The sequence below is a fragment of the Rhodoferax sediminis genome (genome assembly GCF_006970865.1).
In the GTDB taxonomy this organism is placed as follows: Bacteria; Pseudomonadota; Gammaproteobacteria; order Burkholderiales; family Burkholderiaceae_C; genus Rhodoferax_A; species Rhodoferax_A sediminis.
This window is the reverse complement of sequence record NZ_CP035503.1, coordinates 4,146,207-4,168,585: the sequence shown is the minus strand read 5'-3', so window position 1 is coordinate 4,168,585 and position 22,379 is coordinate 4,146,207. Positions and strand designations below refer to the sequence as shown.

The 22,379-nt window shown below is 64.2% G+C and carries 23 protein-coding genes and 1 tRNA gene; 17 read left to right on the top strand and 7 right to left on the bottom strand.

What is annotated here, in order from left to right; genetic code table 11:
- Positions 1–10: 10 nt before the first annotated feature.
- The 4 genes from atpG to EUB48_RS20065 all read left to right on the top strand — a co-directional run bounded on the left by atpG (position 11) and on the right by EUB48_RS20065 (position 3,481).
- Positions 11–904, top strand: coding sequence for a F0F1 ATP synthase subunit gamma (atpG, locus tag EUB48_RS20080; protein WP_142820835.1), 894 nt, complete (start codon positions 11–13; stop codon positions 902–904).
- 26 nt (positions 905–930) lie between these two features.
- Complete coding sequence (gene atpD / locus EUB48_RS20075; protein ID WP_077560053.1) at positions 931–2,334, top strand: F0F1 ATP synthase subunit beta; 1,404 nt, start codon at positions 931–933, stop codon at positions 2,332–2,334.
- Between the two features lie 12 nt (positions 2,335–2,346).
- The gene (locus tag EUB48_RS20070; RefSeq protein WP_077560021.1) at positions 2,347–2,763 is read left to right on the top strand and encodes a F0F1 ATP synthase subunit epsilon; all 417 of its coding nucleotides are present in this window, start codon (positions 2,347–2,349) and stop codon (positions 2,761–2,763) included.
- Between the two features lie 139 nt (positions 2,764–2,902).
- Positions 2,903–3,481 (top strand): Crp/Fnr family transcriptional regulator, encoded by a 579-nt coding sequence (locus EUB48_RS20065; RefSeq protein WP_142820834.1) that lies wholly within the window; start codon positions 2,903–2,905, stop codon positions 3,479–3,481.
- A gap of 26 nt (positions 3,482–3,507) precedes the next feature.
- Here EUB48_RS20065 and EUB48_RS20060 read toward each other — a convergent pair whose 3' ends face one another.
- The 3 genes from EUB48_RS20060 to EUB48_RS20050 are packed head-to-tail and all read right to left on the bottom strand — an operon-like array spanning position 3,508 to position 5,570.
- Entirely contained in the window at positions 3,508–4,032 is a 525-nt protein-coding gene (locus EUB48_RS20060; RefSeq protein ID WP_142820833.1) for a TPM domain-containing protein, read from the bottom strand.
- Between the two features lie 26 nt (positions 4,033–4,058).
- Complete coding sequence (locus EUB48_RS20055; RefSeq protein ID WP_142820832.1) at positions 4,059–4,964, bottom strand: TPM domain-containing protein; 906 nt, start codon at positions 4,962–4,964, stop codon at positions 4,059–4,061.
- 9 nt (positions 4,965–4,973) lie between these two features.
- The gene (locus tag EUB48_RS20050; protein ID WP_142820831.1) at positions 4,974–5,570 is read right to left on the bottom strand and encodes a LemA family protein; all 597 of its coding nucleotides are present in this window, start codon (positions 5,568–5,570) and stop codon (positions 4,974–4,976) included.
- Between the two features lie 115 nt (positions 5,571–5,685).
- Here EUB48_RS20050 and EUB48_RS20045 point away from each other — a divergent pair, with 115 nt between their 5' ends.
- The 3 genes from EUB48_RS20045 to EUB48_RS20035 all read left to right on the top strand — a co-directional run bounded on the left by EUB48_RS20045 (position 5,686) and on the right by EUB48_RS20035 (position 7,752).
- Positions 5,686–6,135 carry a YybH family protein gene (locus EUB48_RS20045; protein ID WP_142820830.1) on the top strand — a complete coding sequence of 150 codons (450 nt, stop codon included), beginning with the start codon at positions 5,686–5,688 and terminating at the stop codon, positions 6,133–6,135.
- A 65-nt stretch (positions 6,136–6,200) separates the two neighbouring features.
- Positions 6,201–7,187, top strand: a complete 987-nt coding sequence (locus EUB48_RS20040) for a YheT family hydrolase (RefSeq protein ID WP_142820829.1) — start codon at positions 6,201–6,203, stop codon at positions 7,185–7,187.
- Positions 7,188–7,209: 22 nt separating this feature from the next.
- Positions 7,210–7,752, top strand: coding sequence for a DUF2946 family protein (locus tag EUB48_RS20035; RefSeq protein WP_142820828.1), 543 nt, complete (start codon positions 7,210–7,212; stop codon positions 7,750–7,752).
- 108 nt (positions 7,753–7,860) lie between these two features.
- Here EUB48_RS20035 and EUB48_RS20030 read toward each other — a convergent pair whose 3' ends face one another.
- The 4 genes from EUB48_RS20030 to EUB48_RS20015 all read right to left on the bottom strand — a co-directional run bounded on the left by EUB48_RS20030 (position 7,861) and on the right by EUB48_RS20015 (position 14,645).
- The gene (locus EUB48_RS20030; RefSeq protein ID WP_142820827.1) at positions 7,861–8,721 is read right to left on the bottom strand and encodes a c-type cytochrome; all 861 of its coding nucleotides are present in this window, start codon (positions 8,719–8,721) and stop codon (positions 7,861–7,863) included.
- Between the two features lie 72 nt (positions 8,722–8,793).
- Complete coding sequence (locus EUB48_RS20025) at positions 8,794–10,230, bottom strand: efflux transporter outer membrane subunit (protein ID WP_142820826.1); 1,437 nt, start codon at positions 10,228–10,230, stop codon at positions 8,794–8,796.
- Positions 10,227–13,403 (bottom strand): efflux RND transporter permease subunit, encoded by a 3,177-nt coding sequence (locus tag EUB48_RS20020; RefSeq protein ID WP_142820825.1) that lies wholly within the window; start codon positions 13,401–13,403, stop codon positions 10,227–10,229. Before EUB48_RS20020 ends, EUB48_RS20025 begins: the two co-directional genes overlap by 4 nt.
- 12 nt (positions 13,404–13,415) lie before the next feature.
- Positions 13,416–14,645: an efflux RND transporter periplasmic adaptor subunit gene (locus EUB48_RS20015; protein WP_142820824.1), complete on the bottom strand. Its 1,230-nt coding sequence runs from the start codon at positions 14,643–14,645 to the stop codon at positions 13,416–13,418.
- Between the two features lie 168 nt (positions 14,646–14,813).
- Here EUB48_RS20015 and EUB48_RS20010 point away from each other — a divergent pair, with 168 nt between their 5' ends.
- The 10 genes from EUB48_RS20010 to EUB48_RS19965 all read left to right on the top strand — a co-directional run bounded on the left by EUB48_RS20010 (position 14,814) and on the right by EUB48_RS19965 (position 21,817).
- Positions 14,814–15,452: a TetR family transcriptional regulator gene (locus tag EUB48_RS20010; protein ID WP_210411665.1), complete on the top strand. Its 639-nt coding sequence runs from the start codon at positions 14,814–14,816 to the stop codon at positions 15,450–15,452.
- 180 nt (positions 15,453–15,632) lie between these two features.
- Entirely contained in the window at positions 15,633–16,148 is a 516-nt protein-coding gene (fabA, locus tag EUB48_RS20005; RefSeq protein WP_077560637.1) for a 3-hydroxyacyl-[acyl-carrier-protein] dehydratase FabA, read from the top strand.
- Between the two features lie 11 nt (positions 16,149–16,159).
- A complete protein-coding gene (gene fabB / locus EUB48_RS20000) occupies positions 16,160–17,380 on the top strand; it encodes a beta-ketoacyl-ACP synthase I (RefSeq protein ID WP_142820823.1) in 1,221 nt (406 codons plus the stop codon).
- 69 nt (positions 17,381–17,449) lie between these two features.
- Positions 17,450–17,525: transfer RNA gene (locus EUB48_RS19995), tRNA-Arg, on the top strand.
- 177 nt (positions 17,526–17,702) lie between these two features.
- Entirely contained in the window at positions 17,703–18,926 is a 1,224-nt protein-coding gene (locus EUB48_RS19990; RefSeq protein WP_142820822.1) for a tyrosine-type recombinase/integrase, read from the top strand.
- A gap of 91 nt (positions 18,927–19,017) precedes the next feature.
- Positions 19,018–20,100: an IS630 family transposase gene (locus EUB48_RS19985; RefSeq protein WP_142819806.1), complete on the top strand. Its 1,083-nt coding sequence runs from the start codon at positions 19,018–19,020 to the stop codon at positions 20,098–20,100.
- Positions 20,101–20,208: 108 nt separating this feature from the next.
- On the top strand, positions 20,209–20,883 hold the full coding sequence (locus tag EUB48_RS19980) for a hypothetical protein (protein ID WP_142820821.1): 675 nt from the start codon (positions 20,209–20,211) through the stop codon (positions 20,881–20,883).
- Positions 20,884–20,978: 95 nt separating this feature from the next.
- A complete protein-coding gene (locus tag EUB48_RS21880) occupies positions 20,979–21,278 on the top strand; it encodes a helix-turn-helix transcriptional regulator (RefSeq protein WP_142820820.1) in 300 nt (99 codons plus the stop codon).
- Between the two features lie 9 nt (positions 21,279–21,287).
- Positions 21,288–21,614, top strand: coding sequence for a hypothetical protein (locus EUB48_RS19970; protein WP_142820819.1), 327 nt, complete (start codon positions 21,288–21,290; stop codon positions 21,612–21,614).
- Positions 21,611–21,817, top strand: coding sequence for a hypothetical protein (locus EUB48_RS19965; RefSeq protein ID WP_142820818.1), 207 nt, complete (start codon positions 21,611–21,613; stop codon positions 21,815–21,817). The genes EUB48_RS19970 and EUB48_RS19965 overlap by 4 nt, the downstream gene beginning before the upstream one ends.
- The last annotated feature ends 562 nt before the right edge of the window (positions 21,818–22,379 follow it).

The following is a 22,379-nucleotide window of genomic DNA, read 5'->3' as shown; positions in this document are numbered from 1 at the left end:
AGGGGCATATATGGCAGCAGGCAAGGAATTACGCACCAAGATCAAATCGGTGGAGAACACCAAGAAGATCACCAAGGCCATGGAGATGATCTCGGTGTCCAAGATGCGCAAGGCGCAGGAGCGCATGCGCGCCGCGCGTCCGTACAGCGAGAAGGTCCGCAATATCGCCGCGAACCTGGGCCAGGCCAATCCGGAGTACGTTCATCCTTTCATGAAGACCCCGGAGGACGCGAAGTCCGTCGGCTTCATCGTGGTGACCACCGACAAGGGTCTGTGCGGCGGCTTGAACACCAACCTGTTCCGGGCCGTCACCGCCAAGCTGCGCGAAACGCAGGCCGCGGGTAAAACACCGCAGAGCGTGGCCATCGGCGGCAAGGGGCTGGGGTTTTTGAACCGCATTGGCGCGCGGGTCGTCTCGCACGTCACGCAGCTGGGCGACAAGCCGCATCTGGACAAGCTGATCGGCCCGGTCAAGGTGCTGCTGGATTCCTACGCCAAGGGCGAACTGGCCGCGGTCTACCTGAGCTACAACAAGTTCGTCAGCACCATGAAGCAGGAGCCCGTGGTCGAGCAGTTGCTGCCCTTGTCGCATGCGACGCTGAAGGCGCAGTCCGACGCCAGCGAAGCGCAGAGCGGCGTCACGCATGGCTGGGATTACATCTACGAGCCCGACGCGCAGGCGGTGATTGACGAACTGCTGGTGCGTTACGTCGAGGCGCTGGTGTACCAGGCCGTCACGGAAAACATGGCATCCGAGCATGCGGCGCGCATGGTGGCCATGAAGGCCGCCACCGACAACGCGGGCAACGTGATTGGCGAGCTCAAGCTGATCTACAACAAGACGCGTCAGGCGGCGATTACGAAAGAGCTTTCGGAAATCGTGGCGGGTGCCGCAGCGGTTTAACAAGATTCAAATTTTTGGAGCAAAAAATGGCTCAGGTTCAAGGAAAAATTGTTCAGTGTATTGGCGCCGTGGTGGACGTGGAGTTTCCGCGCGACCAGATGCCCAAGATTTACGACGCTCTGAAAATGGATGGCTCGACGCTGACGCTGGAAGTGCAGCAGCAGCTCGGCGACGGCATCGTGCGCACCATTGCGCTGGGCTCGTCCGACGGTTTGCGCCGCGGCATGATCGTGCAAAACACGGCCAACCCCATCATGGTGCCCGTGGGCAAGGCCACGCTGGGCCGCATCATGGACGTGCTGGGCGCGCCGATCGACGAGCGCGGCCCGGTGAATGCCGAGCTCACCGCCTCGATTCACCGCAAGGCCCCGGCCTACGACGAACTCTCCCCCTCGCAGGAGCTGCTGGAAACCGGCATCAAGGTGATCGACCTGGTGTGTCCGTTCGCCAAGGGTGGCAAGGTCGGCCTGTTCGGCGGCGCCGGCGTGGGCAAGACCGTGAACATGATGGAGCTCATCAACAACATTGCCAAGGCACACTCGGGTCTGTCCGTGTTTGCCGGCGTGGGTGAGCGCACCCGCGAGGGCAACGACTTCTACCACGAGATGGCCGACTCCGGCGTCGTGAACCTCGAGAACCTCGGCGAGTCCAAAGTGGCCATGGTCTACGGCCAGATGAACGAGCCCCCGGGCAACCGTCTGCGCGTGGCGCTGACGGGCCTGACCATTGCCGAGTCGTTCCGCGACGAAGGCAAGGACGTGCTGTTCTTCGTGGACAACATTTACCGCTACACGCTGGCCGGCACCGAAGTGTCCGCGCTGTTGGGCCGCATGCCCTCCGCCGTGGGTTACCAGCCGACGCTGGCCGAGGAAATGGGCCGCCTGCAAGAGCGCATCACCTCCACCAAGGTCGGCTCCATCACCTCGATCCAGGCCGTGTACGTGCCCGCCGATGACTTGACCGACCCGTCGCCCGCCACCACCTTTGCCCACCTGGATTCCACCGTGGTGCTGAGCCGTGACATTGCCTCGCTCGGTATCTACCCCGCGGTCGATCCGCTGGACTCCACCAGCCGCCAGCTGTCGCCGCAAGTGGTGGGCGAAGATCACTACAACACGGCACGTGCCGTGCAGGGCACGCTGCAGCGTTACCGCGAACTGCGCGACATCATCGCGATCATGGGCATGGACGACCTGGCCCCCGAAGACAAGCTGGCCGTGGCGCGCGCGCGCAAGATCCAGCGCTTCCTGTCGCAGCCGTTCCACGTCGCCGAAGTGTTCACCGGTTCGCCCGGCAAGTACGTGCCGCTCTCCGAGACGATTCGCGGCTTCAAGATGATCGTCAACGGCGAATGCGACCACATGCCCGAGCAGGCTTTCTACATGGTCGGCACGATCGACGAAGCCTTCGAAAAAGCCAAAAAAGTTTAAGAGGTGAGCCACATGAGCACCATCCACGTTGACGTTGTCAGCGCCGAAGAGTCCATCTTCTCGGGTGAGGCCCGGTTCGTGGCGCTGCCCGGCGAGGCGGGCGAGCTGGGCATCTACCCGCGCCACACGCCGCTGATCACGCGCATCAAGCCCGGCTCGGTGCGCATCGAGAAGGCCGATGGCAGCGAAGAGTTTGTCTTCGTCGCCGGCGGCATTCTGGAAGTGCAGCCCGACTGCGTGACGGTACTGTCCGATACCGCGATCCGGGGCAAGGATCTGGACGATCACAAGGCCAACGAGGCCAGACTGGCGGCCGAGGAAGCCCTGAAAAACGCCAAGAACGACATCGACATCGCCAAGGCCCAGTCCGAGCTGTACATCATCGCGGCCGAGATCGCGGCGCTGCGCAAATACCGGCAGAAAAAATAGCGTTCGGGGCGGCATCCACTGTCCTCGCGCGTTTGAAGCAAGGCCCCGGTCGCCCGTCGACCGGGGCCTTTGTCATGGGGGTGCCGGCAAGCTCCCCGCAGGCTCGGGCGCGCATCTGCCCACCACTACAATTCAACGCATGGAGTTTGACAAATCCGGGAGCGGCGGTGAGGCGCGGGAGAACGCTGCCAGTCTTCTGGTGACGCCGACCGGCCTGGTGGAGTTGAGCCTGGCCGACGCGCGCGAGGTGGTCGGCTTCATGCATCCGAAACGCGTCAAGGCGGGCACGGTCTTCATTCAGGAAGGCGAGGCGACCGATGTCGACGACATGATGCTGATCCTCGAAGGGGAGGTCACGGTCGAGTACGAGGTGTCTTCCCCGCGCGAGACCATGGTGGTGTCCATCATGGGGCCCGGTGGCCTGATTGGTGAAATGGGGCTGCTCGACGGCTCGCCGCGCTCGGCCACCTGCACGGCAGCGACGGACCTGGCCGTCGCGGTGCTCACGCGCGACGCCCTGCTGCAGTTGATCGAGGAGTGTCCCGACGTGGCCGCGCGCCTGCTGCTGACCATCTCCAAGCGCCTGTCGGACCGGCTGCGCCAGGCCAATCGCAAGCTGCGGACCTTTGCCCAGCTGAGTCGCGCGCTGCAGCAGGAACTGGACGCAACCCATTCGGTGAATCTGCGGCTGCTCGAAGGCGAGGCGCCCAAGGCCTGAGGCGTTGCCCCGCCGTCTTCGCGACGCTAGCGCACGATGGGCACGTCCGGCAACTCGTTGTGGCGAGCCTGCCCCGGCGCCAGCGGAAAATACTGCACCAGCAGGGCCGACACTTCCTCCAGCGCCTGCGTCAGGCCATCCTCAAAACGGCCTTCGCGAAAGGCGCCGCCCATGCGCTGGGTCACGGCCTGCCATTCAGCGGCGGGCACATGCCGATTCAGGCCGCGGTCCGCCACCAGTTCAATCGCGTGCTCGGCCAGCAGCAGATAGATCAGCACGCCGTTGTTGGCCTCGGTGTCCCACACTCGCAGCTCGCCAAACAGCGCAACGGCGCGTGCGTGCGTGAGATGGGATATTGACGTGTTGTCGCGCCACAGCGCGTGCAGCGGCAGGCTGGCCTCCACGCAAATGCGGATCTGGCCGCTGTGATGCTGCTCGCTGGCGGCCACGCGTTGTCTCAGCCGCTGCGCCATGGCGGGCGGGATCGCGCGGCGCGCGTGCGACTCGTCGAACCACAGGTGTTTGAGGATTCTTTGGAACCTGCCCGGCATCGCGTTCTTCCTGTGCTTTCCTGTGGTTACCACCTGCCGCTGGCGCCGCCGCCGCCGAAGTCGCCCCCGCCGCCCGAGCTAAAGCCGCCGCCCCCGCCCCCGCCCCCGCCGCCGCCGAATCCACCGCCACCAAAGCCCCCGAAGCCGCCCCGTCCACCCGTCAGGCCGGGCGCCAAGCCCGCCACCAACACAAACAGCAGCGCCACGAAGGCGGCGATGCCCGCGATGAGCAGGCTGGAGGTGGCGAGCAGCGCCAGCACGCCCACGCCGGCGCCGGTGAGCAGCGCGCCGAGCTTGCGGCCGAACACGCTGCGCGCCACCGAACCGGCGATCGGCACCGCAAAAAACAGGAAGATGGCCAGGTCTGTCCAATGGAATCCGCCCGGGCCGGCGCCCGCCGCGCGGCGCGGCGCGGGCGCCGGCAGCGGCTCGCCGTTGATGAGCGCGATGATCTGGTCGGTGCCCGCATTCAGTCCGCCCGCGTAGTCGCCCTGGCGGAACGCGGGCGTGATGGCCTGCTCGATGATTTGGCTCGCGGCCAGGTCGGGAATCGCGCCTTCCAGCGTCTTGGCCACTTCGATGCGCACCCGCCGGTCGTCCTTGGCGACGATCAGCAGCAGGCCGTCACCCACGCCCTTGCGGCCGATCTTCCAGGTGTTGCCGACGCGGTTCGCGTAGCTGGCGATGTCTTCGGGCTGGGTCGTGCCCACCATCAACACCACGACCTGCGAGCCTTTGGTCTGCTCGAGTGCGGCGAGCTTGGCCTCCAGGGCCTGCTTTTGCCCCGCGTCCAGCGTGCCGGTGGTGTCGATCACATGCGCCGTGAGCGCCGGCACGGCCTGCAGCGACTGGGCATACAGCGGCGCGCCCGACACCCCGAGCGCTACGAAAAATAGAGCTACAAGTGAATACCAGATGCGGGCTAAAGGCACTTTTGGCTCTTATTTTTTTCCAAAATCCACAACCGGCGGCGTCGAGATCTGCGCTTCGTTCTGCACCGTGAAGTTGGGTTTGGGCTGGTAATGGAAGGCCATCGCCGTCAGGTTCGTGGGAAAGCTGCGCACCAGCACGTTGTACTCCTGCACGCTCTGGATGTAGCGGTTGCGCGCCACGGTGATGCGGTTCTCGGTGCCCTCCAGTTGCACCCGCAGGTCCGAGAAGCCCTTGTTGGCCTTCAGGTCGGGGTATTTCTCCACCGTCACCATGAGCCGGCTCAGCGCGCTGCCCAGCTCGCCCTGCGCGGCCTGGAACTTGGCGAAGGCGGCCGGGTCGTTCAGGGTCTCGGGCGTGACCTGGATCGAGGTCGCCTTGGCGCGCGCCTCGATCACCTTGGTCAGCGTATCCTGCTCGAACTGGGTCTCGCCCTTGACCGTGGCCACAATGTTGGGCACCAGATCGGCGCGCCGCTGGTACTGGTTCAGCACCTCGCTCCAGGCGGATTTGGATTGTTCGTCGAGCCGTTGAAAATCGTTGTAGCCGCAGCCGGTGAGGCCGCTGACCGTCAGGGCGGTCATGAGGATGAGAAGCCAGCGTTTCATACGTTCCTTTTTTTGGCTATGCGGTTGCGGGAGGCACAAGACGTTAGCATAGATGGGGTGCCCCACACCGTATTCAACGGCAAACCCGGCGCCGCCATGATCAGGTAACCCCACCATGCCCAAAGCCAGACTTCAGGCCGCCTCCATCGCCGGCTCGGCCGACGACATCGAGGCCGCGTTCTACGAGGCGCTGCAAACCGCAGACATCGACAAGCTCATGGCCTGCTGGGCCGATGAGGACGAGATTGTCTGCGTCCATCCGGGCGGCCCGCGCCTGATCGGCGGCGCCGCGATCCGCGCCAGTTTCGACGCCATCTTTGCCAACGGCAGCATTCGCGCCCGGCCCGAGCGGGTGCGCCGCGTCGAGTCGCTCGCCAGCGCCGTGCACAGCCTGGTCGAGCGCATCGAGGTGATGACGCCCGAAGGCCCGGGCGAGGCGCACGTCATCGCCACCAACGTGTACCAGCGCTTCGCCCAGGGCTGGCGCCTGGTGGCGCACCATGCGAGCCCCGGCACGCCGCACGAGATGCTCGAAGAAAGCCCGACGCCGCCGGTCCTGCATTGAATGTTTTGCGCTCGTTTTCGTCACAAATAACGCTTGTGGCCTTTGTTGAATAAACTTGTCTAGCTATGAATTATGTAGCGCCCCTGTGGCTGCCCGGCGGCAACCTGCAAACCATCTGGCCGGCCCTGTATGCGCGCCGGGTGGTGGGCGCGCGGGTGCCTTATCGGCGTGAGCGCTGGCCAACGCCGGACGGCGACTTCATCGATATCGATTTTGGCGCGTGGCCGGGCCCCGCCAGCCGGCCCCTGCTGGTCCTGTTCCATGGCTTGGAGGGTTCGTCGCGCAGCCACTACGCCGAAGCGTTCGCCGACTTTGCGCGCAGCAGTGGGTTTGCCTTTGCGGCGCCGCATTTTCGCGGCTGCAGCGGCGAGATCAACCTGGCGCCGCGCGCCTACCACTCGGGCGACTTCGAGGAGATTGACTGGATCCTGCGGCGCCTGCATGCGTGCCAGCAGGCCGGCGGCGGCGCCATCATGGCGGCGGGGGTCTCGCTCGGCGGCAATGTGCTGCTGCGCTGGGCCGAGGAAATGGGCGCGCAGGCGGCCAGCGTGGTCGCCGCGGTGGCCGCAGTCAGCGCGCCGCTGGATCTCGCGGCGAGCGGCCGCGCCATCGGACGCGGCTTCAACCGGCAGGTCTACACGCGCATGTTTTTACGCACCATGGTGCCGAAGGCGTTGAAGAAGCTGGCGCAGCATCCAGGCCTGTTCAGCCGCGAGCACCTGCTGGCGGCGCGCGACCTGTATGACTTCGACAATGTCTTCACGGCGCCGCTGCACGGCTATCGCAATACCGACGACTACTGGGCCCGCGCCTCGGCCAAGCCGCATTTGCGCAAGATCCGCATTCCCGCGCTGATCGTCAACGCCCGCAACGATCCGTTTGTGCCGATCGGCTCGCTGCCGCGCGCGCAGGAGGTCTTTGAGCCCGTCACCCTGTGGCAGCCCGCGCAGGGCGGCCATGTGGGCTTTGCCGCGGGGCGCCTGCCGCCGGGCCATGTGCACACCATCCCGCAAGTCGTCGGGGGCTGGCTGGCGTCACGGCTCGGCCAGTGATATGGTCAGTTGGTGAAGCACCATGGATGACATCGTCAAACAAGCGCTGGCCAAGTGGCCCAATGTTCCCAGCTGCTATGGCTGGCTCGGGCTGGACGCGCGCGGCCAGTGGTACATGCGCGACGATCGCGTCCAGGCGGCCGGGCCGTTTGCGGGCGGCACGCCGGCCTCCAGAGGCTCCGTGCTCCGGCACGAAAAACTGCTCGAATTCATCGACCGCAACTACGAGGCCGATGCGCACGGCCAGTGGTTCTTCCAGAATGGCCCGCAGCGCGTGTACGTGGAGCTGGAGGCGACGCCGCTGATCTGGCGCGTGAATGCCGACTTCTCCATCGCCGCGCACACCGGCCGTGCGGCCCGCATGCAGCGCTGCGTGCTCGACGAGCAGGGCCACCTGTACCTCGAAGCCGACCTCGGCTTTGGTCTGGTGCATACACTCGACATGGGGCTGGCGGCCGATGCGGTGGAGCAGGGCTTGTGGGTGCCGCAGGAGATGGCAGCGCACGAGCTGCCGGGGCGCTTTGGCTATGTGTGCAGCCCCGCGGCCCGCCAAAAATCCGGTTAACTATAAAAATAATAGCTAACTGTCATTGATGGATATGGGTTTCTGGTCCATTTGACCATAAGAAAAGCCGGTCGAAGACCGGCTTTGTCAGGCGGTGCGGCGCGCGGCTTACTTGGCGGCGTTGACCATGTAGGCCACGGTGGCCTTGATTTCCGCGTCGCTCGCGTTGGAGCCCCCCCTGGGCGGCATGGCGCCCTTGCCCGCGATGGCCGTGGCCACCAGCGTGTCCATGCCGGTCGCAATGCGCGGCGCCCAGGCGGCCTTGTCGCCAAACTTGGGCGCACCGGCCACGCCCGTGGCGTGGCAGGCGAAACAGGTTTCCTTGTAGCGTGTCTCGCCCACATTGGCGGCCGCCGCGGCCGGTGCTGCAGCGGCCACTGCCACCGGGGCGGCAGGTGTCGGGGCAGCTGCTGGCGCTGCAGCAGCCGGTGCCGCCTGGGCTGGCGCGGCCTCGGCCGTCGCCGCCGGGGCAGCCTGGGGTTCCGGGAAGTGGCCACCCGCGGCGCTCGTCATGTACACCACGGCGCGGCCGATTTCCAGGTCTTCGAAGTCACCGCCGCCCTGCGGGCTCATGGCGCCCTTGCCGTGCAGCGCCGAGTTCAGCAGCGCGTCGTAGCCCTTGGCAATGCGCGGCGCCCACGCGGTGGCGTCACCAAACTTGGGGGCACCGGCCACGCCGGCCGTGTGGCAGGTGGTGCACTGCGCCTTGAACACTTCTTCGCCGGTTTTAAGCACGCGGTTGGCATCGCGGACCTCGACCGTGCCGACCTTCTGGATACGCTCGTTCGCCGATTTTTCGGCGTTCACGGTGCCGGCGGCCAGCATGTTGGCCGACGTCACGTAGTAAACAATGCCGATGATGGTGAAGATCGGAACCACGAAGGCGAAAAACACCGTGATCAGGAGCTGCTTGGGGTTCTTGATCGGGCCGGTGTGGACCGTGTCGTCGGCGTGACTGTTGTCGCTCATGGCGTCCTCAAAAGATCAGGGGCTGTGAAATCAGCGTTTGATTATACCGACCGCCCTTTGGGCAAAGCCGCTTCATGGGCTGGCTGCGCGCGTGTCGGCGCCCGCCGCCTCGGTCCAGCCGCCGCCCAGCGCCTTGTACAGCAGAACCTGGTTTTGCAGTTGCAGCAGGCGCGTCTGCACCACGGCCTGCTGCGCCGCAAACAGCGAGCGCTGCGCGTCCAGGTTGTCCAGGTAGCTGGCCACACCGTTGCGGTAGCGCAGGTCGGACAGCTGGTAGCGCACCGACTCCGCCTGGGCCTGGGCCTGCTGCGCGCGCAGTTGCTCGCCGAGCGTGGCGCGGCCCGCCAGCGCGTCGGCCACCTCGCGGAAGGCGCTCTGGATGGCCTTTTCGTACTGCGCGAGCGCAATTGCACGGCCTGCGTTGGCCGACTCGAGTCCGGCTTGCCGGCGCCCGGCATCGAAAATCGGCAGCAGCAGCTGCGACGCCAGGGTCCAGCCGTACGTGCCCGACTGGAACAGCCCCGACAGCTGGGTGCTGGCCGAGCCAGCCTGTGCGGTCAGCGTGATCTGCGGGAAGAAGGCCGCCCGCGCCGCGCCGATATTGGCATTCGCCGCGATCAGCTGCTGCTCGGCCTGGCGCACGTCGGGGCGGTTGATGAGCACGCTCGAGGGCAGGCCCGCCGGCAGATCCGTCAGCTGGGCCGCGTCGGCGAGCTGCGGCGGCGCCGCGGGGTTGAAGAAGCCCTCGGGCAGCGGCTGGCCCAGCAACAGCACCAGGGCGTTTTCGTCCTGCGCGCGCTGCCTCTGCTGCTGCGCCAGCGCCACCTGCGCGCCCTCGAACAGCGATTCGGCCTGGCGCGAATCGAGCTCGGATGCGGCGCCATGCTCGAAGCGCAGCCGCATCAGCTTCAGCGACTCCTCGCGCGTGGCCAGGGTCTGGCGCGTCAGTTTCAGTAGCTCTTCGTCGGCCAGCAGGTTCAGGTAGCCGTTGGCCACCGAGGCAATCAAACTGATCTGGGCGGCTTTGCGGCCCTCCTCGGTCGCGAGGTACTGCGAGCGCGCCGCCTCTTTCAGGCTGCCGAGCCGGCCGAAGAAATCGAGCTCCCAGTTCGAAATCCCCAAGCCGGCGCTGTAGACGTTGATGGTGCCGTCCCCGACTGCCGCGGGGGTGCGCGCCGCGGCGAGGCCGACGGTCGGGAACTGGTCCGCACGCTTGATCTGGAACTGTGCACGGGCCTGCTCGATGTTCAGCACCGCCACGCGCAGGTCGCGGTTGTTGGCCAGTGCCAGCCCGATCAGCTGGCGCAGCCTGGGGTCGGCGAAAAACGTCTGCCATGGCACGTCGGTCGCGGCCGTTGTGCCCACGGCCGCGGCCGGTTCGCCGGGCTCGGCCGGCCAGGTGGTCGCCACCGGGGCGGCAGGCCGGTGGTAGGCCGGGATCATGGAGCAGCCGCCGAGCAGCGTGGCCGCCAATGTCAGGGCCAGAGGGGTCAGGATCGGGTGTTTCATGGCTGCGAGCCTTCCTGTACAGGCGCGGCGGGTGTGCTGGTGCCCAACTGTTCGTGGGCGTACATCTTGCGTTGGCGCTCGCTGCCCTTGAACAGGCCCCTGACCGCGACGAAAAAGACCGGCACGAACAGCACCGCGAGCGACACCGCGGTGATCATCCCGCCGATCACCGCCGTGCCGATGGCGCGCTGGCCGGCCGAACCCGCGCCGCTCGCGATCGCCAGCGGCAGGGTGCCCAGGATAAAGGCTACCGAGGTCATGATGATCGGGCGAAAGCGCAGATGCGCCGCTTCAATCGCGGCCTCGACGGCACTCTTGCCGCGCGCCTGCGCGTCTTTGGCGAACTCGATGATCAGGATCGCGTTTTTCGCCGACAGCCCGATGATCGTGATCAGGCCGACCTGGAAGTACACGTCGTTCGAATAGCCGCGCAGCAGGGTGCCGAGCACGACCCCGAGCACGCCCAGCGGCACCACCAGGATCACCGACAGCGGAATCGACCAGCTTTCGTACAGGGCGGCCAGGCACAGGAACACCGAGAGGATGGCGAAGCCGTACAGCAGGTAGGCCTTGGAGCCCGCGAGGCGCTCCTCGCGCGACTGGCCGGTCCACTCGAACGCGAAGCCGGGCGGCAGTTTCGCGGCCAGTTGTTCCATCTCGTCCATGGCCTGGCCGGTGCTGTGTCCGGGCGCGGCATCGCCCGAGATGCGCATCGTCGGGTAGCCGTTGTAGCGGATGGTCTGCATCGGGCCGGTGATCCAGCGCGTCGTGGCAAAGGCCGACAGCGGCACCGCCTGGCCCTGACTGTTCAGCGCGTTGATGCGCAGCAGATCGTCGGGCTGCATGCGCTCGCGCGCATCGGCCTGCACCACCACGCGCTGCAGCCGCCCGGCATTCGGGAAGTCGTTCACATAGGCCGAGCCGAGCGCGGTTGAGAGTGCCGCATTCACCGCATCGAAGCCCACGCCGAGCGCACTGGCCTTGTCGCGGTCCACATCGAGTTGCAGCTGCGGCGCGTCTTCCAGGCCGTCGGGCCGCACCCCCGCGAGGATCTTGCTCTGCGCCGCCATGCCCAGCAACTGGTTGCGCGCGGCAACCAGCGCCGCGTGGCCATTGCCGCCACGGTCCTGCAGGCGGAAGGTGAAGCCGGTGGCGTTGCCGAGTTCGGAGATCGGCGGCGGACTGAGTACGAAGATGAAGGCATCGCGCACGCCCATCAGTGCGCCCATGGCCCGCCCCGCAAGGGACTGCGCGGAATGCTGCGGGCCATCGCGGTCGCTCCAGTCCTTCAGGGGGACGAAGGCCAGGCCGGCATTCTGGCCGGTGCCCGAGAAGCTGAAGCCGAGCACGCTGACCATGCTCTGGACTTCGGGCTGACGCAGGAAGAAGGCTTCGGCCTGCTTCATGGCCTGCAGCGTGCGCCCCTGGGTTGCGCCCGGCGGCAGCTGCACGTTGGCGATGATGTAGCCTTGGTCTTCATTCGGCAAAAAGGAGGTCGGCAAACGCGCGAACAGCAGACCGGCCACGGCGGCGATCGCCACGTACACCAGCATGAAGCGGCCGGCGCGGCGCAGGATGCGCGTGACCCAACCCTCGTAGCCCTTGGCGGTCGACTTGAAGCCGCGGTTGAACCAGCCGAAAAAGCCGCCCTTTTCCAGGTGATGCCCGGCCTCGACCGGCTTGAGCAAGGTGGCGCACAGTGCCGGTGTCAGCGACAGGGCCATGAAGGCCGACAGCGCGATCGCCGACACCATCACGGCCGAGAACTGCCGATAGATGTTGCCCACCGCGCCGCCAAAGAAGGCGAGCGGCACGAACACCGAGATCAGCACGACGGTGACGCCGATGATGGCGCCGTAGATCTGGCCCATGGCCTTTTTGGTCGCCTCGCGCGGCGGCAGGCCTTCCTCGCTCATGATGCGCTCGACGTTCTCGACCACGACAATCGCATCGTCGACCACGATGCCGATCACCAGCACCATGCCGAACATGGTCAGCACGTTGATCGAAAAACCCATGGCCAGCAGCGCGCCGAAGGTGCCGAGCAGCGACACCGGCACGACGATGGTCGGAATGATCGTGTAGCGGATGTTCTGCAGGAACAGGAACAGCACCAGGAACACCAGCACCACTGCCTCCAGCAGCGTCGTGGCGACCTGAATGATCGAGATCTTTACGAAGCGCGAGCTGTCATAGGGAATCGAGTACTTCACGCCCGGCGGAAAGTAGCGCGACAGCTGTTCCATGCGCGTGCGCACGGCCTTGGCCGTGGCCAGCGCGTTGCCGGTCGGCGAGAGCTGCACGCCGATGCCGGTGGAGGGTTTGCCGTTCAGGCGTGCCGAGGTCGCATAGGTCTGGGCGCCGAGTTCGATGCGGGCCACGTCCTTCAGGCGTACCGCCGACCCGTCGGCGTTGGCGCGCAACACGATGTTGCCGAACTGTGCGGCCGATTCGAGCTGGCCCTTGACGACCACGGTGGCAAAGATCGACTGGCCCGGCACGTTGGGCAGGTCGCCGATGGTGCCCGACGACACCTGCGCGTTCTGCGCCTGGATCGCCTGCGCCACGTTGGTCGTGGAGAGGTTGAAGCCGACCAGCTTGGCCGGATCGATCCAGATGCGCATGGCACGCTCGGTGCCGAACAGCTGGGCCTGGCCGACGCCGGGCAGGCGCTGGATCTCGGGCAGCACGTTGCGCGAGGCATAGTCGCCCAGCGCGATGGGATCGAAGCGGGGGTCGTCGCTCGAGAGGATCGTGAACAGCAGGAAGTTCGAGCGTGACTTGTCGACCCGCACGCCCTGCTGCGTGACCGCCAGCGGCAGGCGCGGCGTGGCGCGGCTCAGGCGGTTTTGCACGTCCACCTGCGCCAGGTCGGGATTGGTGCCGGCCTCGAAGCTCAGGGTGATGGAGCCGGTGCCGTCGGCCTGGCTGACCGACTCCATGTAGATCAGGCCGGGCGAGCCGTTCATCTCGCGCTCGATCACGCTGATGACCGCGTCTTCGAGCGTCTGCGCCGAGGCACCGGGGTAGGCCGTGCTGATCACGATGGTTGGCGGCGCCACCGGCGGGTACTGTGCGATCGGCAACTGTGTGATCGCGACGCCGCCGATCACCAGGATGAACAGCGCGATGACCCACGCAAAAATGGGCCGGTCAATAAAAAACTGGGGCATGAGCGGCGCCCCTTATTTGGTGGACGCGGCGGACGCCGGCGCGCTGGCAGGTTTGGCCGCGGCCTGCCACGGGACGGCCTTGACGGTTGCATTGGGGCTCAGCTTCTGGAAGCCGTCCACCATGACCTGCTCGCCAGCCTTGAGTCCGCTTAGCACCACCCACTGCGCACCCTGCGCATTGCCGATCTTGACCGGGCGCGGGCTGACCTTGCCGTCGCTGGAGACCACCATCACGCTGTCACCCTGGTTCGATCGCGTCACCGCCTGTTGCGGCAGCAGCACCGCGTCGCCGGCCTGGGCCTGCTCCAGCCGCACCCGCACATAGAGTCCCGGCAGCAGCACGCCGCCGGGATTGGGCACTTCGGCGCGCAGCATGATCTGGCCCGTCGTGGGGTCGACCGTCAGGTCCGAGAACAGCAGCCGGCCGGGCCGGGCGTATTCGGTGCCGTCTTCCAGCACCACGCGCACACTGGCCGCCGCACTGCCGCTGGCGCGTTTGAGCCGTCCATCGTCCAGCGCCTTACGCAACTTCATGACCTCGCCGGCAGACTGGGTGAAGTTCACATACACCGGGTCGATTTGCTGGATCACGGCCAGCTGCGTGGCCTCGCCCTGTCCGACCAGCGCGCCCTCCGTGACCAGTGCGCGGCCAATGCGCCCGGAGATGGGCGCGGTCACGCTGGCGTAGTCAAGGTTGATTTTGGCGGTCTGCACGGCCGCCTTGCCGGCGGCGACGTCGGCCTCGGCCTGCTTTTGCCCCGCCACGGCATTGGCGTAATCCTGCTTGCTGACCGCATTGGCTTCCACCAGCGGTTTGTAGCGCTCGGCCAGTGCCGCGGCTTGCGCCAGATTCGCCTGGGCCTTGCCCAGTGATGCCTGCGCGCTCTGGTAGGCCGCGGCGTAGGGTGCGGCATCGATGCGGAACAACAGCTGGCCCGCCTTCACGTCGCTGCCCTCGACAAACACGCGCTTTTGCAGGATGCCCGCGGCCCGGGCCCGGACCTGCGCGACGCGCGAGGCTTCGAGCCGGCCCGGCAATTCGGTGACCAGCCCCACATTGCCCGGGGTGACCGTGACCACGCCCACCTCGGTCGGCGGCGGTGCGCCGGGGGCTGCATTGGCCGACGTACTGCTCTTGCCGCAACCGGTCAACAGCAGGGCCAGCAGCAAGCTGCCCGACAGCAACAGACGACTCGTGGGAGTCAGCAACGAATCAGGCTTGGCGAGGCGCAGGGCAGGCATGCGATTCCTTTGGTGAGAGGGGGCCCGATCGGGGCCGGAGCCGGGTTATTTTGGCAGCAGCACAGGTACAGAGCAGGCAAGCCGGTGCGGCGATCGATACAATCCAGGATTACATACATCCGTGAATGTATGTTCGAGGGTCGTGAGTTTAACCGAGAGGGTTCCATTTTGGCTCGCCGCACCAAAGAAGAGGCGCTCGCCACCCGCCATCGGCTACTGGACGCCGCGGAGTTGCTGTTTCAGGCCCAGGGGGTGTCGCGCACCTCGCTGAACGACATCGCGCTGCAGGCGGGTGCCACGCGCGGTGCCATTTACTGGCATTTCAAGGACAAGGCGGATCTGTTCAACGCCATGATCGAGCGCGTCACGCTGCCCCTGGAAGAATCGTTCCAGCGCATGGGGCAGGGCACGGAGCTGGACCCGCTGCACGACATTCGCGGAGCCATGCTCGACGCGTTGCGCCGCACAGCCACCGACGCACAAACGCGCAGGGTGTTCGAGGTGGCCACGCACAAGGTCGAGTATGTGAACGAGATGCGCGCGGTGCGGCTGCGGCACCTCGCGGTGCGCGATGAGTGCGTGGCCCAGCTTGCGCACGGTCTGCGCCAGGCGGCCAAAATACGCGGCCAGCGCCTGCCCGTGCCCGCGGCGGCGGCGGCGCGCGGCCTGCACGCCATGATCGACGGACTGATCGGCAACTGGCTGCTCGAGCCGGCGGCTTTCGATCTGCCCAAAGCGGGCCGCCATGCACTCGACGCCTATCTGGCGGGCCTGGGTCTGTCGCCGCACCCAGCCGGCGCGCGTTGAGCGCAGCGCCGGGGCCCAATCGACCCCCCATCAATAAGGGATAATCGGCGCCAGCCTGCTGCAGACCACGCGGGTGCAGTCCGCAGGAGGGTGCCAGCCCAACTTCCTGGCAAACGCGGGCTGACTTTCCCGGGTATTTTGCGAAGCGGCAAACTTTAAATGATCAAGGCGACAGGCCATATGGAAAAGCAGCACAGTTTTACGCGCGAAGAATTGTTGAAGTCCGGCCGGGGCGAGCTGTATGGCCCGAAGAATGCGCAATTGCCGCTGCCCAACATGTTGATGATGGATCGCATCACCCTGATTACGGATCAGGGCGGTGCTTATGGGAAAGGCGAAATCGTTGCCGAACTCGATATCCACCCCGATTTGTGGTTTTTTGCCTGTCATTTCCAGGGAGATCCCGTCATGCCTGGCTGCCTGGGCCTGGATGCGATGTGGCAACTGCTGGGGTTTTATTTGTGCTGGATGGGCGGCCCGGGCAAAGGCCGCGCCCTGGGCGTCGGGGAAGTCAAATTCACCGGGCAAGTGCTGCCCACCGCGAAAAAAGTCATCTACCGGATCAATATTAAAAGAGTGGTCATGCGCAAGCTGGTGCTGGGCATCGCCGACGCCACCATGGAGGTGGACGGCAAGGTTATTTACGAGGCCGCTGATCTGCGCGTTGGCTTGTTCACTTCCACGGAAAGCTTTTGAGGACACCAACGATGAAACGAGTCGTCGTCACCGGACTGGGCATTGTTTCCAGCATCGGGAATAACCGCCAGGACGTTGTCGATTCCTTGAGGCAGGGGCGCTCGGGCATTGTATTTTCCGAGGTGTACCGCGACATGGGCTTTCGCAGCCATGTCCATGGCCCGATCAATATCGACCTCGATCAATTCATCGACCGCAAAATCAAGCGTTTCATGGGCGATGGTGCGGCATTCAACTACATTGCCATGCAGCAGGCCATCGATGATTCCGGGCTGGGTGAATCCGAGGTATCGAATTTCCGCACCGGCCTGGTGATGGGCTCGGGCGGCCCTTCGACCTCCAATTTGGTCGAAGCGGCCGATATCCTGCGCGCCAAGGGTATTCGCAAAGTGGGTCCTTACATGGTGCCACGGACCATGTCCAGTACCACCACGGCCTGCCTGGCCACGCCGTACAAAATCAAGGGCGTGAACTACTCCATCAGCTCCGCCTGCGCCACCAGCGCGCACTGCATAGGCCATGCGATGGAATTGATCCAGATGGGCAAACAGGATGTGGTGTTCGCGGGGGGCGGCGAGGAAGTGCACTGGACCATGTCGCTGCTGTTCGACGCCATGGGCGCGCTGTCGTCCAAGTACAACGACTCGCCTGCCACGGCGTCACGCCCCTACGATGAAACCCGGGACGGGTTTGTCATCTCCGGCGGCGGCGGTGTGCTGGTGATGGAAGAGCTGGAGCACGCCAGGGCGCGCGGCGCCGAAATTTATGCGGAGCTGACCGGTTATGGCGCCACCTCCGATGGCTATGACATGGTGCAACCTTCGGGCGAGGGCGCCGTGCGCTGCATGCAGCAGGCCATGGCCACGGTTACGGGCAAGATCGATTACATCAATGCGCACGGCACCAGTACGCCGGTCGGCGATACCCGGGAACTCGAAGCTCTGCGGGCCGTGTTCGGCAAGGACGGGGTGCCTGCGGTCAGCTCCACGAAATCGCTGACGGGCCACGCGCTGGGTGCAGCCGGCGTGCATGAGGCCATTTATTCCTTGTTGATGATGCAGGAAAACTTTCTCAGTGCGTCGGCCAACATCACCCAACTCGATCCGGGCGCCGAAGGTATTCCCATCGTGCGCGAACGCCAGGACAACGTCACGTTGAATACGATCATGTCGAACAGTTTCGGTTTTGGTGGAACCAACGCCACTTTGGTCTTCCAGCGCTACAACGGCTGACCGCATTCGCGGAGCACCGGCCCCGCGCGCCAGAGCGCGCCGGACCCCACAGGTACAATCCCCCAGGACGCGGCTGTAGCTCAGTGGATAGAGTATTGGCCTCCGAAGCCAAGGGTCGTGGGTTCGATCCCCGCCAGCCGCACCACTTCGCTGCCTCACACAGCATCAAGAAGCCTCAAAACCCGCATATTTCCTAGCATTTATCGGGTTATTGTCATCTCACGACGTTTCACCCCTTATCATGAAATACCAACAAAAAGTTGGTATTTCTGCGGGCATCCGAAGATACCAGCGCCAGACGTACCAACAAAGAGGAGAGTCTATGGCGCTGACAGACACGTTCGTGAGGAACATCAAGCCCGGCGGGTTAGCGACAGGCGAAAAGCATGCCGACGGCCAAGGGCTGTATCTGCACGTCAAGCCTGCCGGCAAGTACTGGCGCATGAGCTACCGGTTCATGCGCAAGCAAAAGACGCTGGCGCTGGGTGTTTACCCGGCGGTATCGCTGGCAAAAGCACGACAGCGCCGCGACAAAGCACGGGAGCAATTGGCGGATGGCATTGATCCGGCCAATGCCAAGCGTGAAGAAAAGCAAGCCCAGGCGGACGCCGCAGCTCACACTTTTGAGGCAGTTGCCCGTGTCTGGCTGACCAAGACCGTGTCCAAGCGCGCAGAGGTTACTCAGTCCAGAATCACCACTTTGCTGGAAAAGGACGTTTTTCCTTTCATCGGCAAGATGCCCATATCCACCATCAAAGCGCGTGACGTGCTGGACAAAGCGGTTCGCAAGATCGAAGCCCGGGGATCTGTAGACACGGCGCACCGGGCCAAGCAAATATGCGGACAGATTTTTCGCTATGCCGTGGCGGTTGGTCTGGCCGAACGCGATGTGACGACTGACCTGCGCGGTGCGCTGGCGGCGATACCTGAATCGCACTTTGCGGCGATCACCGAGCCCAAGCAGGCCGGTGAGTTGATGCGCTCAATATTTGATTACACCGGTCATCCGAGTACCGTAGCGGCGCTGAAGCTGACCCCGCTGGTGTTCGTGCGCCCCGGCGAGCTGCGCACGGCGGAATGGGCAGAGCTTGATCTTGAGGCGGCGGAATGGCGCATCCCCGGCCGCAAGATGAAAATGAAAAACGACCATATCGTGCCGCTGTCCACGCAGGCCGTCGAGATTCTGCGCAGCGTGCAGCCCATGACCGGGCATGGCCGCTATGTATTCCCCAGCCTGCGCACCGGCGAGCGCCCCATGAGTGAAAACACCATCAACGCAGCCTTGCGCGGCATGGGCTACAGCAAAGAGGTTCACTCTGCGCACGGGTTCCGGGCGATGGCGCGCACCATCATGGATGAAGTGCTGGGCGAGCGCGTGGACCTGATCGAGCATCAATTGGCCCATGCGGTGAAAGACCCGAACGGACGTGCCTATAACCGCACGGCACACCTGCCGGCACGGCGCAAGATGATGCAAAAGTGGGCGGACTACTTGGACAAACTGCGCATCGGCGCGGACGTGATACCGCTGCGCGCGGCGACATAGTAAAACAGTTTTGCCAGTCCTAGTGCAGTGCGCCAAAAGTTATAGAACTTATTCGTTCCGGCATACTCCAACCGCCCAGGAGGCTGGACCGATGCGAGTTGCCGAAACGATTGAGCTTGATGTCACGACCGAGCGCGAGTTGCGCGCGCTGTCCAAGCGGCGGCGCATCGAAGCCAGACTCCAACAACGCGCGCGCGTGATCCTGCTGGCGGCCCAGGGCTGGCAGAACAAGGACATCGCGGCACAGGTTGACCTGGATCGCCGCCAAGTCGCGCTGTGGCGCCAGCGTTTCCTCTGCGGCGGGATCGATGCGCTGCGCCAGGACGCGCCGCGCTCGGGGCGCACACCCACGTTTACCCCCGAAGTGCACTCGCGCATTCTTCAGGTGACGCTGCACACCAAGCCCGTGGCGGGCACGCACTGGAGCACGCGCACGCTCGCCGAACATCTGGGCTTGAGCGCCACCACCATCCGGCGCGTGTGGCAGCGCAACGGCGTTAAACCGCACCTGCAGCGAGGCTTCAAGCTCTCGCGCGACCCGCGCTTCGAGGACAAGCTGCTGGATGTGGTGGGTCTGTACTTGAACCCGCCCGAGCACGCGCTCGTGCTCAGCTGCGACGAGAAGAGCCAGATCCAGGCGTTGAACCGTACGCAGCCAGGCTTGCCGATGAAGGCCGGGCGCGCCGGCACCGTTACCCACGACTACAAGCGCCACGGCACCACGACACTGTTCGCTGCGCTGAACACGCTGGACGGCACGGTGATCTCGATGTGCCAACCGCAGCACCGCCACGAAGAGTGGCTCAAGTTCCTGCGCCTGATCCAGCGCAATACGCCCAAGCAATTGCAGTTGCATCTGATCGTGGACAACTACGGCACCCACACCCACCCAGACGTTCAGGCCTGGCTGGCCAAGCACCCAAGGTTCGTCATGCACTTCACGCCGACCAGCGCATCCTGGCTGAACATGGTCGAGCGGTTCTTTCGCGACATCTCCGAGAACCGCATCCGGCGCGACAGCTTCACCAGCGTAGCGGAGTTGGAGTTGGCCATCGACCTGTACGTCGTGCATCACAACGCCCACCCCAAGCCCTTCATCTGGACCGCCAGCGCCAAGGACATCCTGGCAAAGGTCACGCGGGCCAAAGCCGCGTTGGCAGGGGCAACGAGATAAGTACAGAACAGTGTGGCGCACTACACTAGGCTGATCCCCGATCGTGAAAATCGGGGACCCTGGCCCGACTGTTTTAGCTAGTACTCGGACACCATTTAAGGGGGTGGCATGGGCATCGTATTTAAGCGCCAGTTTTTGCAGGCAGATGAGCTTTTGCAACGATGGAAGTGCAGCGAACGTGATTTGAAGTATGAAGTGATCGAAGGTCAACTACGCCCAATCATTTTTGTTAGTGACCCCGAGAAATTTACCGATCTTGAGAATCGACCTACGTTCGGACCTGATGAACACTACCATAACCCCGCTGACGACGATGACGTATTGGGTCCAACATTCGTTAATCGGGGGTACTTGGTTCTTAGACATCCAATCCGTGACGGCATTGACAGTTGTTATTTTCCTTCTTTCAGCAGACACGATGAGCCATCGCCGCACATTGCATCTATTGAGTTTGGGATTCCGCTGGAAAAATATTGGAGTGAATTGCTTTTTGACTTGCCCAGCATTTTGAGGTTTGAAGCAGAGCGAACGGAGGGTATGACCTCCAAACAATTGGACGAAAAATCGTTATCGACGCGAGAGCGCGACACCCTGCTAAAACTGGTAATTGGTATGGCCGTAAAGGGCTACAACTACGATTCCGCAGCTGCAAAAAGCCGTGCGCCAAAAGAGATCGCGGACGACCTAGCGGATCTTGGAATTGGCGTTTCTGATGACACGGTGCGCAAGTATTTGAAGCAGGCGACGGATACTGTGCTACCTACAAAGCCGCACCAGCCCTAGCGGAAAACCGAATTCGGGAACGACAAACCGAATTCGGGCACAGCGACACCCAAACCCGGCATCGTCGGGCCTTCATTCACAGGAAGGCTCGCACAATGCCACACAAACCCACGTCACCTAAAACGCCTATCGCCTCAAGCATCCCGGCGCAAAAGGCACCCATCCTTCATTCGGTTTTCGATGCGCTCCCAAACAGCGCATTTATTCGGGAATCGCAGCTCGTCCAAAGTCCCAAAAGACCCGAGACGCCGGCGCCGTTGCCATTCAGCGCGCCCACCTTGTGGCGCATGACAAAAGCCGGCACATTCCCAAAACCCGTGAAATTGTCCGAGCGCGTAACGGCATGGAAAGTGGGCGATGTGCGGGCCTGGATCGAAGCTCAGAGCGCAGCGTGAGGTGCAACCATGGAACACCCCACCAGCGCCTACACGGCGGGGCGCAGCGCGCCCGCAAATGACGAGGCCCGCAGCACACCACATGCTGCAGGCCCCTTGAATCAAAAAACTCTGTGCGTGAATTCTAGGCAGAATCGCGGGGCCCTGCAAGCTATCGCCGACGACTTCAGCACATTCGCAAGGCTGGCACGCCAGTTCGAGCGGATCGGACTGCGCCTGTACCCGCTGAGCGGCGCGTCGGTGCTCGTGAGCGCTCCTCGCTTGGGCATATCGCGCGCGCTGCCGAACCTGCGCGCGGCAAAAGTGTACCTTGGCCAGATCGGGGGTGCCGCATGACGCGCCCACCGGAATCTCCCGATTCAAAACGCTTTGCGACCCTGCAGGCGCGCGCGGCCCTGGCCGGCATTTCGCTGCACCGCATCGAGGGGGACCTCACTCCCGTGGTGTACATCGCCACCCGGTGGGCACTGACCCGAGAGCTCCGCGGCCTGGACGCTATGGAGCAGTGGCTTGATCGGGTGATGGGCTTGACAGAATGAGCATCCAGGTCATGTCTCAGGTCTGGGCCGGCTCGCAGCACGGGGGCAGCCCGTTACTCATGCTGTTGGCCATTGCGGATTTCGCTGACGATGACGGCCGGGCCTATCCAGCCGTCGCCACGCTGGCCAGGAAGTGCCGCGTCCAGTCACGAGCAGCAAATTATCTTTTGCGTCAGCTTCAGGACTCTGGTGAGTTGAGTGTGCATGTCGCTCAAGGCCCCAAGGGCTGCAACCTCTACAAAATTGACATCAAAGGGCTGCAAAAATCTGCAGGGGTGCAAAAAATTGCAGGGCTGCAAAAGATTGCCGTGGGGGCTGCAATAAATTGCGCGAAACCCCTGCAAGAAATTGCAGCCAATCCATCATTGAACCATCAAGAACCGTCAGGTCCGCAGAAAACCAAGTTTCCTGCCTGCCCGCACCAAGCCATTCGCGACCTGTACCACGAGGTCCTGCCCGAGTTGCCCACGATCAAACTGATGGGCGACGACCGCAAGAAGTACTTTGGCATCTTCTGGAAATGGGTACTCACGGAACCGAGGTCGGACGGCACCCCACGGGC

What these genes read in the sequence shown, in the direction of transcription:
- atpD (WP_077560053.1), top strand. Translation starts at nt 931, where the DNA reads ATGGCTCAGGTTCAAGGAAAAATTGTTCAGTGTATTGGCGCCGTGGTG.
- EUB48_RS20020 (WP_142820825.1), bottom strand. Translation starts at nt 13,403, where the DNA reads ATGCCCCAGTTTTTTATTGACCGGCCCATTTTTGCGTGGGTCATCGCG.
- atpG (WP_142820835.1), top strand. Translation starts at nt 11, where the DNA reads ATGGCAGCAGGCAAGGAATTACGCACCAAGATCAAATCGGTGGAGAAC.
- EUB48_RS21880 (WP_142820820.1), top strand. Translation starts at nt 20,979, where the DNA reads ATGCCACACAAACCCACGTCACCTAAAACGCCTATCGCCTCAAGCATC.
- fabA (WP_077560637.1), top strand. Translation starts at nt 15,633, where the DNA reads ATGGAAAAGCAGCACAGTTTTACGCGCGAAGAATTGTTGAAGTCCGGC.
- fabB (WP_142820823.1), top strand. Translation starts at nt 16,160, where the DNA reads ATGAAACGAGTCGTCGTCACCGGACTGGGCATTGTTTCCAGCATCGGG.
- EUB48_RS20070 (WP_077560021.1), top strand. Translation starts at nt 2,347, where the DNA reads ATGAGCACCATCCACGTTGACGTTGTCAGCGCCGAAGAGTCCATCTTC.
- EUB48_RS19970 (WP_142820819.1), top strand. Translation starts at nt 21,288, where the DNA reads ATGGAACACCCCACCAGCGCCTACACGGCGGGGCGCAGCGCGCCCGCA.
- EUB48_RS19965 (WP_142820818.1), top strand. Translation starts at nt 21,611, where the DNA reads ATGACGCGCCCACCGGAATCTCCCGATTCAAAACGCTTTGCGACCCTG.
- EUB48_RS20030 (WP_142820827.1), bottom strand. Translation starts at nt 8,721, where the DNA reads ATGAGCGACAACAGTCACGCCGACGACACGGTCCACACCGGCCCGATC.
- EUB48_RS20040 (WP_142820829.1), top strand. Translation starts at nt 6,201, where the DNA reads ATGAATTATGTAGCGCCCCTGTGGCTGCCCGGCGGCAACCTGCAAACC.
- EUB48_RS20060 (WP_142820833.1), bottom strand. Translation starts at nt 4,032, where the DNA reads ATGCCGGGCAGGTTCCAAAGAATCCTCAAACACCTGTGGTTCGACGAG.
- EUB48_RS20045 (WP_142820830.1), top strand. Translation starts at nt 5,686, where the DNA reads ATGCCCAAAGCCAGACTTCAGGCCGCCTCCATCGCCGGCTCGGCCGAC.
- EUB48_RS20035 (WP_142820828.1), top strand. Translation starts at nt 7,210, where the DNA reads ATGGATGACATCGTCAAACAAGCGCTGGCCAAGTGGCCCAATGTTCCC.
- EUB48_RS20065 (WP_142820834.1), top strand. Translation starts at nt 2,903, where the DNA reads ATGGAGTTTGACAAATCCGGGAGCGGCGGTGAGGCGCGGGAGAACGCT.
- EUB48_RS20050 (WP_142820831.1), bottom strand. Translation starts at nt 5,570, where the DNA reads ATGAAACGCTGGCTTCTCATCCTCATGACCGCCCTGACGGTCAGCGGC.
- EUB48_RS19990 (WP_142820822.1), top strand. Translation starts at nt 17,703, where the DNA reads ATGGCGCTGACAGACACGTTCGTGAGGAACATCAAGCCCGGCGGGTTA.
- EUB48_RS20015 (WP_142820824.1), bottom strand. Translation starts at nt 14,645, where the DNA reads ATGCCTGCCCTGCGCCTCGCCAAGCCTGATTCGTTGCTGACTCCCACG.
- EUB48_RS19980 (WP_142820821.1), top strand. Translation starts at nt 20,209, where the DNA reads ATGGGCATCGTATTTAAGCGCCAGTTTTTGCAGGCAGATGAGCTTTTG.
- EUB48_RS19985 (WP_142819806.1), top strand. Translation starts at nt 19,018, where the DNA reads ATGCGAGTTGCCGAAACGATTGAGCTTGATGTCACGACCGAGCGCGAG.
- EUB48_RS20025 (WP_142820826.1), bottom strand. Translation starts at nt 10,230, where the DNA reads ATGAAACACCCGATCCTGACCCCTCTGGCCCTGACATTGGCGGCCACG.